General features: G+C 37.5%; 16 protein-coding genes. 3 read left to right on the forward strand and 13 right to left on the reverse strand.

The window, feature by feature from the left end:
• Positions 1-63: 63 nt before the first annotated feature.
• On the forward strand, positions 64-1,302 hold the full coding sequence (locus tag ACY2RT_RS01890; RefSeq protein ID WP_490154176.1) for an ABC transporter permease: 1,239 nt from the start codon (positions 64-66) through the stop codon (positions 1,300-1,302).
• Here the strand turns inward: ACY2RT_RS01890 and ACY2RT_RS01895 are convergent, their stop codons facing one another.
• The 4 genes from ACY2RT_RS01895 to rpsF are packed head-to-tail and all read right to left on the reverse strand — an operon-like array spanning position 1,303 to position 2,951.
• Positions 1,303-1,779 carry a DUF6495 family protein gene (locus tag ACY2RT_RS01895; RefSeq protein WP_490154177.1) on the reverse strand — a complete coding sequence of 159 codons (477 nt, stop codon included), beginning with the start codon at positions 1,777-1,779 and terminating at the stop codon, positions 1,303-1,305. It abuts the gene before it with no gap.
• 59 nt (positions 1,780-1,838) lie between these two features.
• The gene (rplI, locus tag ACY2RT_RS01900; RefSeq protein WP_490154178.1) at positions 1,839-2,294 is read right to left on the reverse strand and encodes a 50S ribosomal protein L9; all 456 of its coding nucleotides are present in this window, start codon (positions 2,292-2,294) and stop codon (positions 1,839-1,841) included.
• A gap of 15 nt (positions 2,295-2,309) precedes the next feature.
• Positions 2,310-2,606, reverse strand: a complete 297-nt coding sequence (gene rpsR, locus ACY2RT_RS01905) for a 30S ribosomal protein S18 (RefSeq protein ID WP_490154179.1) — start codon at positions 2,604-2,606, stop codon at positions 2,310-2,312.
• 3 nt (positions 2,607-2,609) lie between these two features.
• Positions 2,610-2,951: a 30S ribosomal protein S6 gene (gene rpsF / locus ACY2RT_RS01910; RefSeq protein WP_490154180.1), complete on the reverse strand. Its 342-nt coding sequence runs from the start codon at positions 2,949-2,951 to the stop codon at positions 2,610-2,612.
• A 225-nt stretch (positions 2,952-3,176) separates the two neighbouring features.
• Between rpsF and ACY2RT_RS01915 the strand changes: the two genes are divergently transcribed.
• On the forward strand, positions 3,177-3,890 hold the full coding sequence (locus ACY2RT_RS01915) for a LytR/AlgR family response regulator transcription factor (RefSeq protein WP_490154181.1): 714 nt from the start codon (positions 3,177-3,179) through the stop codon (positions 3,888-3,890).
• Here the strand turns inward: ACY2RT_RS01915 and priA are convergent.
• The 4 genes from priA to nadC form a co-directional block, all read right to left on the reverse strand.
• Positions 3,887-6,337, reverse strand: a complete 2,451-nt coding sequence (gene priA, locus ACY2RT_RS01920; protein WP_490154182.1) for a replication restart helicase PriA — start codon at positions 6,335-6,337, stop codon at positions 3,887-3,889. The genes ACY2RT_RS01915 and priA overlap by 4 nt on opposite strands.
• Positions 6,338-6,403: 66 nt before the next feature.
• Positions 6,404-6,967, reverse strand: coding sequence for a chalcone isomerase family protein (locus ACY2RT_RS01925; protein ID WP_490154183.1), 564 nt, complete (start codon positions 6,965-6,967; stop codon positions 6,404-6,406).
• Positions 6,968-6,998: 31 nt separating this feature from the next.
• A complete protein-coding gene (locus tag ACY2RT_RS01930; RefSeq protein WP_490154184.1) occupies positions 6,999-7,919 on the reverse strand; it encodes a YihY/virulence factor BrkB family protein in 921 nt (306 codons plus the stop codon).
• Positions 7,919-8,776: a carboxylating nicotinate-nucleotide diphosphorylase gene (gene nadC, locus ACY2RT_RS01935; RefSeq protein ID WP_490154185.1), complete on the reverse strand. Its 858-nt coding sequence runs from the start codon at positions 8,774-8,776 to the stop codon at positions 7,919-7,921. Before nadC ends, ACY2RT_RS01930 begins: the two co-directional genes overlap by 1 nt.
• A 108-nt stretch (positions 8,777-8,884) precedes the next feature.
• Here nadC and rlmH point away from each other — a divergent pair, with 108 nt between their 5' ends.
• Positions 8,885-9,358, forward strand: a complete 474-nt coding sequence (gene rlmH / locus ACY2RT_RS01940; protein WP_490154186.1) for a 23S rRNA (pseudouridine(1915)-N(3))-methyltransferase RlmH — start codon at positions 8,885-8,887, stop codon at positions 9,356-9,358.
• On the opposite strand, the gene ACY2RT_RS01945 is transcribed toward rlmH, so the two are convergent.
• The 5 genes from ACY2RT_RS01945 to ACY2RT_RS01965 all read right to left on the reverse strand — a co-directional run bounded on the left by ACY2RT_RS01945 (position 9,355) and on the right by ACY2RT_RS01965 (position 13,060).
• Positions 9,355-10,122, reverse strand: a complete 768-nt coding sequence (locus tag ACY2RT_RS01945) for a class I SAM-dependent methyltransferase (RefSeq protein WP_490154187.1) — start codon at positions 10,120-10,122, stop codon at positions 9,355-9,357. The genes rlmH and ACY2RT_RS01945 overlap by 4 nt on opposite strands.
• 59 nt (positions 10,123-10,181) lie before the next feature.
• Positions 10,182-10,496: a DUF6122 family protein gene (locus ACY2RT_RS01950; RefSeq protein ID WP_490154188.1), complete on the reverse strand. Its 315-nt coding sequence runs from the start codon at positions 10,494-10,496 to the stop codon at positions 10,182-10,184.
• A complete protein-coding gene (locus ACY2RT_RS01955; RefSeq protein WP_490154189.1) occupies positions 10,497-11,753 on the reverse strand; it encodes an RNA polymerase sigma factor in 1,257 nt (418 codons plus the stop codon).
• The gene (locus ACY2RT_RS01960; protein ID WP_490154190.1) at positions 11,753-12,100 is read right to left on the reverse strand and encodes a YciI family protein; all 348 of its coding nucleotides are present in this window, start codon (positions 12,098-12,100) and stop codon (positions 11,753-11,755) included. The genes ACY2RT_RS01955 and ACY2RT_RS01960 overlap by 1 nt, the downstream gene beginning before the upstream one ends.
• A 183-nt stretch (positions 12,101-12,283) precedes the next feature.
• Positions 12,284-13,060 carry a carboxypeptidase-like regulatory domain-containing protein gene (locus ACY2RT_RS01965; protein ID WP_490154191.1) on the reverse strand — a complete coding sequence of 259 codons (777 nt, stop codon included), beginning with the start codon at positions 13,058-13,060 and terminating at the stop codon, positions 12,284-12,286.
• Positions 13,061-13,072 lie beyond the last annotated feature (12 nt).

A 13,072-nucleotide genomic window follows, 5' to 3' on the forward strand; every position in this document is an offset into this window, starting at 1 on the left:
TTGGGGAAATTGTAACTTTATGATCAGATTATAGTCTAACGATAAACCGCACACCCAAAAACTATGTTTTCACTCTTTAGGGAAAATGTTCGCATCGCACTGGATTCTATTAAAAGTCAATTACTTAGAACTATCCTGACCATTGTTATTATTGGAATTGGTATCTGGGCACTTGTAGGTATTCTGAGTGCAGTAAAAGCATTGGAAAATACTATTTCCAGTGATTTTGCCTCTATGGGAGCCAACACCTTTAATATTCAGCGGTATGAGTTTGAAGTAAACCGTCACGGAGGAGAAAGGGAAAAGGTAAATCCTATTATCAGCTATGATAATATTCGGGAGTTCATTGATGTATATAATTATCCTTTTACCCAAACATCGGTTTCGTTTAGAGGAACCAATAGAGCCGAAATAAAATTTGAAAACGAAAAAACAGACCCTGAGATACAGGTGTATGGTGTGAATGAAAATTACCTTCAGAACACCGGAACAAAAATAGACCGCGGGCGGGAGTTCAATATTTTTGATATTGAAAATAGCAATAAAGTATGCTTAATCGGCTCGGATTTCCTGAAAAGTATCTTTAAAAATGATGATCCTTTAAACAAAACGATTAGTGTTCGAGGGGTAAAGTTCAAAGTGGTTGGCATTCTTGAGTCAAAAGGGGCCACCTTCGGAAACAACCAGGACCTAAAGGTACTTATCCCAATACAGGTAGCACGAAGTATCTTTACCAATCCAAATATAAACTACACCATTAGTGTGATGGTAGATAATAAAGAAATGATGCAAGGGGCCCAGGATGCTGCCATTGTTTCTTTTAGAAATGTTCGCGGCCTAAGCCCCATAGAAGATAACAACTTTGGACTGGAACGCAGTGATGACCTTATCAACAGAATTAGTGAAATTACCGGTGTATTGGAAATTGCTGCCTGGATTATTAGTATTATTACCATTTTAGGTTCTTCCATTGCCTTAATGAATATCATGCTGGTATCGGTCACCGAGCGAACCCGTGAAATTGGTGTGCGAAAAGCAATGGGCGCAAAACGTTCTACTATTTCCACACAGTTCTTTATGGAAACGATCGTGATAGGTCAGTTTGGAAGTATTCTGGGAATCTTACTGGGTGTTCTTACCGGTTTCGGATTTGCAAAGTTTTTTGAATTTGACTTTACATTACCCTGGAGTGCCATGTTATGGGCAACCCTGATCACCTTTTTGGTAGCTGTAATTGCAGGTTCTTATCCTGCCTCTAAGGCAGCGAAACTCGATCCCATTGAAAGTTTACGATACGAGTAGTTAGGACGGATCCAGAATATTTTCAAAGAATCGGTACAATTCTCCTTTTGTAATGACTGAACCTTGTTGGATTAAACCAAAAATATCTGCATTTTTGTCTCCCGAATAGTCTTTTGACGCACGTAAGAATTCTACCTCATCTGAAGCAAAATTTTCCTGTAACCATTTGTAACCTTGAGAAGTAGTAATATCTTTTGATGTATTAGTTATTTTTACAACGATCAATTGCATACCGGCATCTCCAAGTTTAAATAGAAATAATTGCTGTGGAGAAATATTTTCAAGATAACCTGCTTTCTCTAAAACACCTTCCCAAATAAGGTCGCTAAATACATCCAATTCCTGTTCAGCCACTTCAGGTTGTTCGGCTTTAATCTTTGACCACTCTTCTCCTGTTATAGATTGGGCAGCTAAAAAGTTTATGAATTCGGGGTGCAATTCGTCCAGTTGTTCTTTTGTGAGTCTTATGTATTTCATTATTCAGTAAAAAGAAACCCCGACGTTGCCGGGGTTTTACTTATTATTTTAATGCAAGTTTACTTTTTTGCTTCAGCAACCACATCGAATGTGAGATTTGAGATCACATCTCTATGAAAACGAATCGTTGCTTCATATTGCCCGGTACGTTTTACACTACCACCTGCAATAGAAATAAATTTCTTCTCTATAGAAACATCTTCTTTTACAAGTGCTTCAGCAAGGTCAGCATTAGTGACAGATCCAAATAATTTGTCTCCTTCACCGGCTTTTGCAGAAATTTTGATCTCTAATCCGTTTAACTTGTCTGCTTCTTTTTGAGCATCCTCAATAACTTTCTTTTCTTTAAAGGCACGTTGCTTTAAAGTTTCAGCCAAAACTTTTTTTGCAGAAGGGGTAGCCAATATAGCATGTCCTCTTGGAATTAAAAAGTTTCTTCCGTAACCGTTCTTTACAGTGACAACGTCATCTGCAAAACCTAAGTTCTCTACGTCTTTCTTTAATATAAGTTCCATAATCCTATCTGCTTTTTATTTTAATAAATCGGCTACATAAGGCATTAACGCCAGGTGACGTGCTCTCTTAACAGCTACTGCCACTTTACGCTGGTATTTCAAAGATGTACCTGTTAACCTTCTAGGTAGAATCTTGCCTTGTTCGTTTACAAACTTCAGTAAAAAATCCGGGTCTTTATAATCTACATACTTAATGCCAGATTTTTTAAAACGACAGTATTTTTTGTTCTTAGTAGTCTCTATATTAAGCGGAGTTAAATATCTAATTTCTCCGTCTTTTTTTCCTTTTGCTTGTTGTTGTAAAGTTGACATGATTTATGCAGTTTTTTTGTTATCGCGAATTCTTCTTCTTTCTGCCCAGGCAATTGCGTGCTTATCCAGGGCAACAGTAAGATAACGCATAATGCGTTCATCTCTTCTAAACTCAACTTCCATGTCGTTTATAGCTTCACCGGTAACGGTGTACTCAAACAAGTGGTAGAATCCACTTTTTTTGTGTTGAATTGCGTAGGCTAGTTTTTTTAGCCCCCAATCTTCTTTCGATATCATCTTAGCACCTTTAGAAACAAGAATATCTTCGTATTTCTTAACTGTTTCCTTTATCTGTTCTTCAGATAAAACGGGATTTAAGATGAAAACAGTTTCGTAATGATTCATAAAAAATCTGTATTAAAATTAAATTCAAACTCTGGCACTTTGCCAAGAGCGTGCAAAAATACTATTTTAATTCTAATATTCAAACCCTATTTTTACATCTTTCAAAACATAGATTTTTTCCTACAGAAAATGATGAAGTGCATAATTTTCACGACAAATGTTAAAAAAACTTGTCATTCATCGATTTTTTACTTATAATTGCTATATTATAAAAACAATCTACTTGTGGAGAAACCGATACTTAAATGTGCGATTGTAGATGATTCTACGTTACAGCGTCTTTCTATCGTTAAACTAATAGAGAATCACCCTTCTCTGGATTTGGTAGCAGAATACAACAATGCTATTGAAGCCAAAATGGGATTAGCAACTACCGAGATTGATCTTATTTTTTTAGATATTGAAATGCCCATCCTTTCAGGTTTTGATCTATTGGATGACCTAACTCACAAACCACAGATCATTTTTGTTACCGGAAAAACAAAATATGCCTTTAAAGCTTTCGATTATGATGCTGTTGATTATTTGCGTAAACCTATCTCAAAAGAACGCTTTTTAAATGCTGTACACAAAGCAATTACCAATTACAAACTGAAAAACGATGATGGTTTTGATGAAGAAGACTTCATTTTTGTAAAAAGTAATCTTAAAAAACGTAAAGTATTTTTAAATGAACTTCGCTATATTGAAGCTTTAGGTGATTATGTAAAGCTGGTAACTGAGCACGATGCTCTGGTTGTTCTTTCTACCATGAAGGCTTTTGAATCATTACTTCCAAGTGACCGGTTTTTGCGAATTCACAAGTCCTATATTGTAAATCTGGACAAAGTGGAACGCTATAACAGTAAAGTGATCGAACTGGATCAGGAACAATTACCACTAAGTCGAAACCGTAAAGCAGACTTGGTAGAAGCTCTTGCTGCAACAATGCGCTCTTAATAATTATCTACATCTATAGTAAGCCGTACCGTAGAAAATTCTTTTATAGCATTAAAACTTCTATTTACACCGTAAATAAAATCCTTTGTTTTCGATACGGAAAGCTTTTTAGGGATCTTCACCAGTATATTAGAAATGTATTGATTTCTGATACGGGCAACCGGTGGTGCTTCCGGGCCTAACACATATTCTTCCAGCTTTAACTGTAATGCCTGCCCAAACCAAACAGCTGCTTTTTGCATTTTTTGCTGGTTCTTATCCCTGAATGTAATTTTTATAATACGATAAAATGGTGGGTACTTGTACTGGTATCGCTCTTCTACCTGCTGTTTGTACATTCCTTCAAAATCATTCACACTCACTTGCTGAAGAATTTGATGATACGGATTGAAGGTTTGTATTAAAACCTTGCCACGCTTTTGCGTACGACCTGCCCTTCCCGAAACTTGTTGCAATAACTGAAAACAACGTTCATGGGCCCTAAAATCAGGAAAGTTTAAAAGGTTATCGGCATTCATTACTCCAACAAGGCTTACATTTCTAAAATCCAGACCTTTCGCCAGCATCTGTGTTCCTACCAGAATGTCAATTTCCTGATTTTCCAAACCATCGATCAATTTAGCATACGCATGTTTCCCTTTGGTGGTATCCTGATCCATTCTTGCAATACGATGGTCCGGAAAGAATTCTTTAACTTCCATTTCTATCTGCTCGGTACCAAACCCCTTATTATCTAATGTTTCGCTTCCACACGCCATGCAAGACTGTAGCATCATCATATGATACCCGCAATAATGACAACGCAGTTCATTTTTGTATTGGTGATAGGTTAAACTTACATCACAATTTGGGCATTGTGGTGAAATACCACAAGTAGTACACTCCACTACAGGTGAAAAACCTCTTCTATTCTGAAATAGAATTACCTGCTCATTATTTGTTAATGCTTCGGTCATTTCTGCCAGGAGTCTATCACTAAAATGGCCTGTCATCTGTTTTTTCTGGTGCTTCTCCTTGATGTCTACCAATTCAATTTCAGGCATCAGAACATCTCCAAAACGCTTCTTTAAAGTAATGATCCCGTATTTATGTGACCTGGCATTATGATAACTTTCCAAAGCAGGTGTAGCAGAACCTAATAGCGTCTTTGCTTTATGGAGATTCCCCAGAACAACAGCACTATCCCTTCCATGATAACGTGGCGCAGGACTGTATTGTTTAAAAGAAGGCTCATGCTCTTCGTCTACAATGATCAATCCCAGATTTTCAAATGGGAGGAATAACGAAGACCGCGCACCAATCACAATCTGTGCTTTGGGCTTATTTTCCAAAACATTGTTCCACACCTCCACGCGTTCATTGGTTGAATATTTTGAATGGTATACCGAAACTTTTTCACCAAAATAGTTTTGAAGTCGGCTGATCAATTGTGTTGTCAGTGCAATTTCCGGCAACATATACAGAACTTGTTTCCCGGTCTCAATAATTTCTGAAATGAGACGAACATAGATTTCTGTCTTACCACTGGAAGTAACCCCATGCAACAAGGTCACATCATATGTTTCGAATGAAGTGGTGATCTCATTGAAAGCTAACTGCTGTGCTTCGTTGAGTTCTTTTATATCTGAAGCCGCCTCTCCTGTGTATTCAATCCGGTCTTTCCGGATAAAGTATGCTTCCAGAATTCCTTTATCTATCAATGTTTTTAATACTGCTGAAGTTGCTTCACTCTTTTTCTGAAGTGTTATTGAATCAACCGGGGATCGTTCTTGTGAAGACAACATAAACAGGGTCATTAGTAACTGTCGTTGTTTCGGAGCTCTGGACAAAGTATCTAGCAGTGTGCGAAGACTATCTTCCTGAGTATATTGTGCTGCAAGTTTTATGTAACGTTTTAGTTTTGGTGTGTACTGTTCAAAAACTTCTTCCTGCACTTGTATTATTCCTCTTTGAAGCAATTTCTGAAGCACTCGTACTACATTCTTTCGGTCCAGGATCGACCTAATATCATTAATATGTAATGAGGACTGATGTTGTAATGCCTCAAAAACCAGGAACTCTTCATCGGTGAAGCTCGATTCATCTACATTTTTTTCCGAAGCTAACATAACAATTGTTTCACTCTCCAGTAAAAAAGCGCCTGGTAACGCAGCTCTAATCACTTCACCCAACGTACACATATAATAGGAAGCCATCCATTCCCAGTGCTTCAATTGCAAAGGTGTAATCAAAGGCGTTTCATCCAGGATCTGGTCAATAGATTTTGTTTCGTAAGCAGGTGGTGCAACATTGTGAACCTGATAGACGATCCCAGTGTAGATTTTAGTTTTTCCAAAAGGCACCGCCACTCGCATTCCTTGTTGTAAAAAAGCAGCTTCGTCTTTATTTACACTGTAAGTGAATGCCTGTTTTAAAGGGATGGGAAGGATTACATCTATAAAATACACCTGCTGAAAAAAATTAGGCTGCCCGATATTTCGGACAGCCTAAAGATAGTATTTATATATATTTTGTTATTTACCCAGCATCGCTTTTTTAAGCTTACTGTCAACCGGATCATTTCCTAACCAAATCCCGAATAGTGCTTTTTTAAATTTCATTCCCGAAATCGTCCCCAGCTCTTTTCCATTCTTATAGGCAACAACTCCTTTCCCTGATTGATAAGTAATATCAAACGTATCATCCTCTACGATCTCATCACTGAAAAAGCTAATGAATTCATTTATTTCTGAAGAAAGTGAAGATGTATCTCCATTCATGGAAGCATCAAAACCATCACGTACAGCTTCGCTCATAGCATCGCTAGACACAAACCCTGAAGTAATTACCAACTTTATTGCCATTGTTTTATCGGCATTTATAATGCCTTTTGCATCGTTTGACTTTGATGCCAGATATAATCCTCCGGAGTATAATTTCAATACAATCGCTTTTTTACGAATTCCGGCTCCGTTCAAGGCGAGCTCTTCGCTGCCAAAATTCACAGTGTTGGGCAGGGTAACACTACCTACCTGTGTTTGTGCTACAGATATGTTTACAGTCACCATTGCAATAATAAGGAGTACTAGATTTTTCATTAGATAGTAAGTTATAAATTAATATTATGTATTAGCATTTATCTTTTAATCGTTGCAGGGAAATATTCAACTCAAATCCCAGCAATAACAGGTTTGCATTGATCCAAATATATAACATCATGATCAAAAGTGCACCAATAGAGCCATACAACTCGTTGTAATTTGAAAAATTATTTATATAAATACCAAACAAATAAGTGGTTGCTATAAATAATAATGTTGTAACTAATGCTCCAATAGAAAAGAACTTTGATTCTTTTCCTTCTTTAGTACCATAATAATAGAGTGTTGCTATTATTATATAGACCATAACAACAAAGACCGAAAGCTGTAAAGCCGAAATCCAAAACAAGTCATTTTGTATGTATTCATTCCCTTTTAAGCTATTAATAGCATACTCACCATACAATATAACTCCTACCGTAATTAACAACAACAATGCCAAAAAGACGGATACTACCAAAGCTATTAGATACTGTTTAAAAAAGGAACGGTTAATGGTTACGTGAAAAGAATATTCAAAACCGCTAAAAATAGCATTCACACCATTAGCAGCCAGAAATAAGGATAGAAAAAATACAAAGGATAGAAACCCTCCCTCTCTGGGGTTTACTGCAATATCTGCAATTGTGGGGTAAAAGAATTCGGCCGTTTGAGGTGGAAGTAACTCCTCTACAAATATCAGAAACCGGGTTTGAAACCCTTCTACCGGTATTAAGGGTATCAGGTTAAGTATAAAGATAAGAAAAGGAAACAGCGCTACAAAAAAGCTATATGCAATAGAACTGGCTCGGGAAGAAAAAGTTCCTTTTATAATACCTGTTCCGTACATTTCCAATAAATCGAAAAGGGAGAGCCCTTTAAAGCCGGGTAATTTGATCTTTCTACTGAACTTTACCAGATTTCGTACAATAGGAATATTGGTATTATTTTCTTCAACCTCCTCTGCCATTAAACAGCTTTTAAACTTAGGTCCATATTGTAAACAGAATGTGTCAAAGCGCCACTGGAAATATAATCCACACCGCATTCAGCATATTTTCTTACTGTGTCCAGAGTAATTCCGCCACTGGACTCTGTAAGGCAGGTATCACCAATTAATGCAACCGCTTTTCGGGTATCTTCGTAATTAAAATTATCAATCAAAATACGGTATACGCCTTTGTTCTTTAAAATCTCTTCAATTTCCTGAAGGTTTCTGGCCTCTACGATAATTTTCAGATTAAGGCTATGGTCCTTTAAGTATTCACGGGTTGTCTCGATTGCTTTTGTTATGCTTCCGCAAAAATCAATGTGATTGTCTTTCAGCATGATCATGTCATATAATGCAAAACGGTGGTTCTCCCCTCCTCCAATTTTTACCGCCCATTTTTCCAAGGCACGAATTCCTGGAGTAGTCTTCCGGGTATCAAGGATCTTAGTTCCGGTCCCTTCCAATAATTTCACATATTCGTTGGTCTTGGTCGCAATGGCACTCATTCTTTGCATTGCATTGAGGACCAGACGCTCACTTTTTAAAATTGACTGTGATAGTCCTGAAACATAAAAACAAATATCTCCGTGTTTTACAGGTGTTCCATCTTCTATCTTAATGTCCATCTTCAATCCGGGGTCTACATATTCAAATACCTGACGTGCAAAATCAACCCCTGCTATAATACCTTCATCTTTTACCAATAATTTTGCCTTTCCGGTAGCATCTTCGGAAATACATGCCAAAGAACTGTGGTCACCGGCTCCTACATCTTCTCTAATAGCATTGGATATAATGCGGTCTATTTCCTTATTGAATTGTTTCTTTGAGATCATGAGGTTCAATTTTAAGCTAAAATAATCTAAAAAGTTTGAAGACCGAAGGCTAAAGCGATAAGTCAACTAACTTTATCTTTGTATTTTTAAATTCTGAATAAAAACCAAATGAAGATCACCCTTTTTGCTATTGGAAAAACTGATAACAAATCACTCAAATCGCTTACCGAAGAATATATAAAACGACTGGGGTTCTATGTCCCTTTTTCCTTTGAGATCATTCCGGACATCAAAAACTCAAAGAATCGCTCCGAAACACAGCAAAAACAGGCTGAAGGTGAAGAGATACTGAAACGTATAGCTCCAAGTGATACGTTAATACTCCTCGACGAAAAAGGGAAATCCTTTAGTTCTTTAGAATTTAGTGGATTCTTACAGAAAAAAATGAATAGCGGACTTAAAAACCTGGTCTTTGTAATTGGTGGCCCCTACGGTTTTAGTGATGCGGTTTATCAACGTGCCAATGGAAAGATTTCACTCTCTGCCATGACCTTTTCCCACCAGATGGTACGATTATTCTTCGCAGAACAACTTTATCGTGCTTTTACCATCTTACGGAACGAGCCTTATCATCATCACTAAATTTTTGAAACGATCAACTTCAACGCACAGGTAAAGCTTTTCATTTTTCTATGTGCTCCGTATTTCCGGTCCCACTCACCTGAATTTAGATCATCAGCAAGTCTTTTCACCAAAGCATCTTCCAGTCCGGCAGGCAGAAACCCCCATGCAGACTGATTTGTTCTTACTTTTTTCTGTAAAAATGCCTCGGGCCTTCCATAAAAAGCTTCCTGGAATCCATCAATACAATCAAACGGTACCGGAATTGATATAATTTCGCAATTCCCTCCCAACGAATTTATAATGAGTTCAATTTTAGGATACCTCTGTTTTTCAATTGCTATCAGTTCGGGAAAATAATCTGCGTTCCAGAAATCATCCAGACAGTCCGGATCAAATGTCATGATAATCGCTTTTTGTTTTGTAACCCGTTTTAGTTCTTTTAGCCCTTTTTCTATATTCGGCCAATGATGAACCGTCACCATTGCCATGGAAGCATCAAAAGAATGGTCATCAAAAGGAAGTGACGCTGCTGTTGCGTTTATAGCCGGTATCTTGTTTTGTTGTAATCGCTGTTTCCGCATTTCTGCAGAAGGTTCCACTGCTGTCACATATTTATCTTCCGGTTCATATGAACCTGCCCCCGCTCCAACATTGAGTATCGTTTTCATGCCTTCAAGTTCCCTGAAAACATAAGCTGCAATCCTGGGGTCGGTCTGGCGATACCCGGAATATTGCTGCCCGAATTTGTCGTAATCAAATGCCGGATCGTGGATTGTTGTCATAAGTATTTCTATAGCATGTTAAGCGAATTTAGAATAAAATCTTGTTACTATCATTATTATTACTGGTTCATCCACCAACAATCGATCCCATCGGTAAGCATATGCAGTAATAAGCCCAGAGCAATGATACGAGTCTTTTTAAAGAAAAATAGCACAAAGTATACAGCTATCGCTATATAGGTATGTAAAGGGTGGAAATTGATACTGCAACGATTTGGAGAAAATACAGGGTCTGCAAAAAGATGATCCACATCTACCAGCATGGTTGCCAACATTACGAGCCACGCTTTTTTCCAGTGTTGCCTAAAGAAGAGCCAGGCGATAAGCCCAGGAAATAGAAAATGAAGTGAATAGTGAATAAAGACCTGTAGCATTTAATTTTGTTCTATTTTCATATTCTGAAGTGTAGCTTTCTTCCTTAATAAATAGTTCTTTTCTGCCTCATTTTGAACAACACTCAGGGCAAGATCGAGGCAGGAAATCGCTTTCCTATATTCCCTTTTCTCTTTGTAGAACTCTACCTGAACTCCATAATAAAGATAGGCTCTTTGCCCCAGGTCTACAGGCTGGATATCTATAAGTAATTGGCTGGCAGCTTCAAAATCTTTTAATTGTAGTTGGACAATTGCCATATGCAATGCTGTGATAGCCGAAGGTTGTATTTGATAAAGGTTTTTATACCACAAAAGAATCTTGTTCCATTGCGTATCTTTAAAAGAGGGAGCACTTAAATGTTCTGCTGCTATTGCAGCTTCATAGTGATAATATGAAAATTGATTGCTTGCCGTAGCTTTATTCATAGCTTCATTCCCCAAATACATTAGAGGAAAATGCCATTTGGAGCGATCCTGGTTTTTGAGATCTATAATTTCTCCTTTTGAATTTATTTTACTGTCCAGGCGTGCAGCATGAAAACACATAAGTGCAAATAAAGCGTAACCGTTCTCTGAGCGAGTGAGTTTATTTTTTAAGATCATTTGGCAAAGCCGCATCGCTTCGCCACAGAGTTCTTTTCTTATGAGTATGTCTGTTCTGTTAGAGTGGAATCCTTCATTAAATATCAGGTATAGTACTTCATGTACACTTGTTATTCTCTCATATAGTTCTTTATCTACAGGTATTGCAAATAAAATATTTTTGGCCTTAATCGTTTTACGTGCACGACTTAATCTCTTTTTAATGGTTTCTTCTTTAGCTAGCAATGCTGAAGCAATCTCTTTGCTACTAAATCCCGAAATTGTTTTTAAAGAAAAGGCGATTCTGTCTGCCTGAGACAATAAAGGGTGGCATGCCGTAAAGATCATACGTAATTGACTGTCCTCTATTTCATTTTCCAGAAAGAGGTCATTCATATTCATTGCCTCATGGCTTGCTGTAATTTTAGGAATTCTTTTCCGTTCAGCATTCAGTTTACGGAATATATCTATGACTCTATTTTTTGCAGCTTTTGTAAGCCAGGCTTCGGGGTTTTCGGGAGGGTTATTTTTCCATGAAAGAGTTGCTTTAATAAAAGTATCCTGAACAGCATCTTCTATAGTTTCGAGATGTGCCAATCCAAATATTCTTGTTAAAACAGAGACCATCTTTCCATAATGATGCCGGAAAAGATGGTCTATTAATTTTTGTTCCATTATTTATCAAATACCATGATCTCACGTATCTCTACAGTTCCTCCCAGGTCATAATCCGGAAAATCCTGAGCAACTTCTTCAACTTCGTCAAAATCTTTCGCTTCAATAATGTAATAACCGCCTACAATTTCCTTTACTTCTGCAGAAGCCATATCTGTAACGGTACGTTCTTTGCCGATAATACGTCTCACATCTGAATGCAATGCATTACCACTTCTTAAGATTCCGGCTTTTTCCATTTTTTCACTCCAGGCAAACCATTTACCCATTCTGCCTTGCAGTTCTTCCGGTGAAAGCCCAAGTGCAGCATAATCTGCCCCAATAAAGATCATCATAAATTCTTTCATAATTTTAGTTTTAAATTAAACAATATACACTTATAGAACGAAGCTGAAATGATAAAGGGGGACAATCATATTCAAAATTTATTTTTGACTAAAGTTAACGAAAAAAGAGAAAGCTTAAAGTTTTGACAACCTTCTTATAAAGGCATCAATAATTTAGATCTAAAAGCTTGTTTTGAAGAATAATCACTTCTTATCCCTGTTCAATACCCGGTACTCTTCGTAGCATTCGCTGATAGCATCCAGTATTTGCAGGTCGTTCGCAGTATTTATAAAGTCTTTTGAGTAGTTACACTTATTGAGTATCTCATCTATATCTACGCGTTCCAATTGCAATACCGCCATGAGGGTTTCCCGATCGAACTTACTTTGCAGCAGGTTTCTAATCTCGTCATCTTCCTTCATTTTACGCAATTTTCGCATCTGTTTCGGCCGTTTGCCAAAAACATTATAGAGAAAATCCGCCGGATTAAAAATAGCACTCAGCACTTTATTGACAGCACCGGGCTGCTGGTTCCCTCCTTCGTAACCTGTATTGACTCCGCTAATCCGATAACGGTAATTATCATAAATAGGGATCGTTTTTGCATCTACTTCAACATAACCTGTCAATTGCACCGGACGTACGACCACTTCTTCCAAAGCGATACCCAGTTCGGTCATTTTGATCTTGATCTCTCCAAACTTCATCCAGTCATTGGTTACCCGTACTCTAATCGATTTAAAGCCCAGGTAACTAAAATAGAGCGTATCGTTTACAATAGCTCGAATCTCGAAATCTCCTTCTTTATCGGTTGTAGCCCCAACAACACTATTCAGGTTCACAATATTCACATTTTCCAATGGAACATCATTAGCATCATTGAGCACCTTTCCTTTAATTAAAGGAGGTTGTACAAGGGATTCTTGTGACCAGGCGGTCACCGAAACGATCAATAGTAAAAATAACAGTAGGTTTTTCATAGCAACTTATAT

Source organism: Ulvibacter sp. 2210JD10-4 (genome assembly GCF_058148525.1).

Coding starts and splice junctions, on each gene's coding strand:
- ACY2RT_RS01890 (WP_490154176.1), top strand. CDS start 64: ATGTTTTCACTCTTTAGGGAAAATGTTCGCATCGCACTGGATTCTATT.
- ACY2RT_RS01895 (WP_490154177.1), bottom strand. CDS start 1,779: ATGAAATACATAAGACTCACAAAAGAACAACTGGACGAATTGCACCCC.
- rplI (WP_490154178.1), bottom strand. CDS start 2,294: ATGGAACTTATATTAAAGAAAGACGTAGAGAACTTAGGTTTTGCAGAT.
- rpsR (WP_490154179.1), bottom strand. CDS start 2,606: ATGTCAACTTTACAACAACAAGCAAAAGGAAAAAAAGACGGAGAAATT.
- rpsF (WP_490154180.1), bottom strand. CDS start 2,951: ATGAATCATTACGAAACTGTTTTCATCTTAAATCCCGTTTTATCTGAA.
- ACY2RT_RS01925 (WP_490154183.1), bottom strand. CDS start 6,967: ATGAAAAATCTAGTACTCCTTATTATTGCAATGGTGACTGTAAACATA.
- ACY2RT_RS01930 (WP_490154184.1), bottom strand. CDS start 7,919: ATGGCAGAGGAGGTTGAAGAAAATAATACCAATATTCCTATTGTACGA.
- nadC (WP_490154185.1), bottom strand. CDS start 8,776: ATGATCTCAAAGAAACAATTCAATAAGGAAATAGACCGCATTATATCC.
- rlmH (WP_490154186.1), top strand. CDS start 8,885: ATGAAGATCACCCTTTTTGCTATTGGAAAAACTGATAACAAATCACTC.
- ACY2RT_RS01945 (WP_490154187.1), bottom strand. CDS start 10,122: ATGACAACAATCCACGATCCGGCATTTGATTACGACAAATTCGGGCAG.
- ACY2RT_RS01950 (WP_490154188.1), bottom strand. CDS start 10,496: ATGCTACAGGTCTTTATTCACTATTCACTTCATTTTCTATTTCCTGGG.
- ACY2RT_RS01955 (WP_490154189.1), bottom strand. CDS start 11,753: ATGGAACAAAAATTAATAGACCATCTTTTCCGGCATCATTATGGAAAG.
- ACY2RT_RS01960 (WP_490154190.1), bottom strand. CDS start 12,100: ATGAAAGAATTTATGATGATCTTTATTGGGGCAGATTATGCTGCACTT.
- ACY2RT_RS01965 (WP_490154191.1), bottom strand. CDS start 13,060: ATGAAAAACCTACTGTTATTTTTACTATTGATCGTTTCGGTGACCGCC.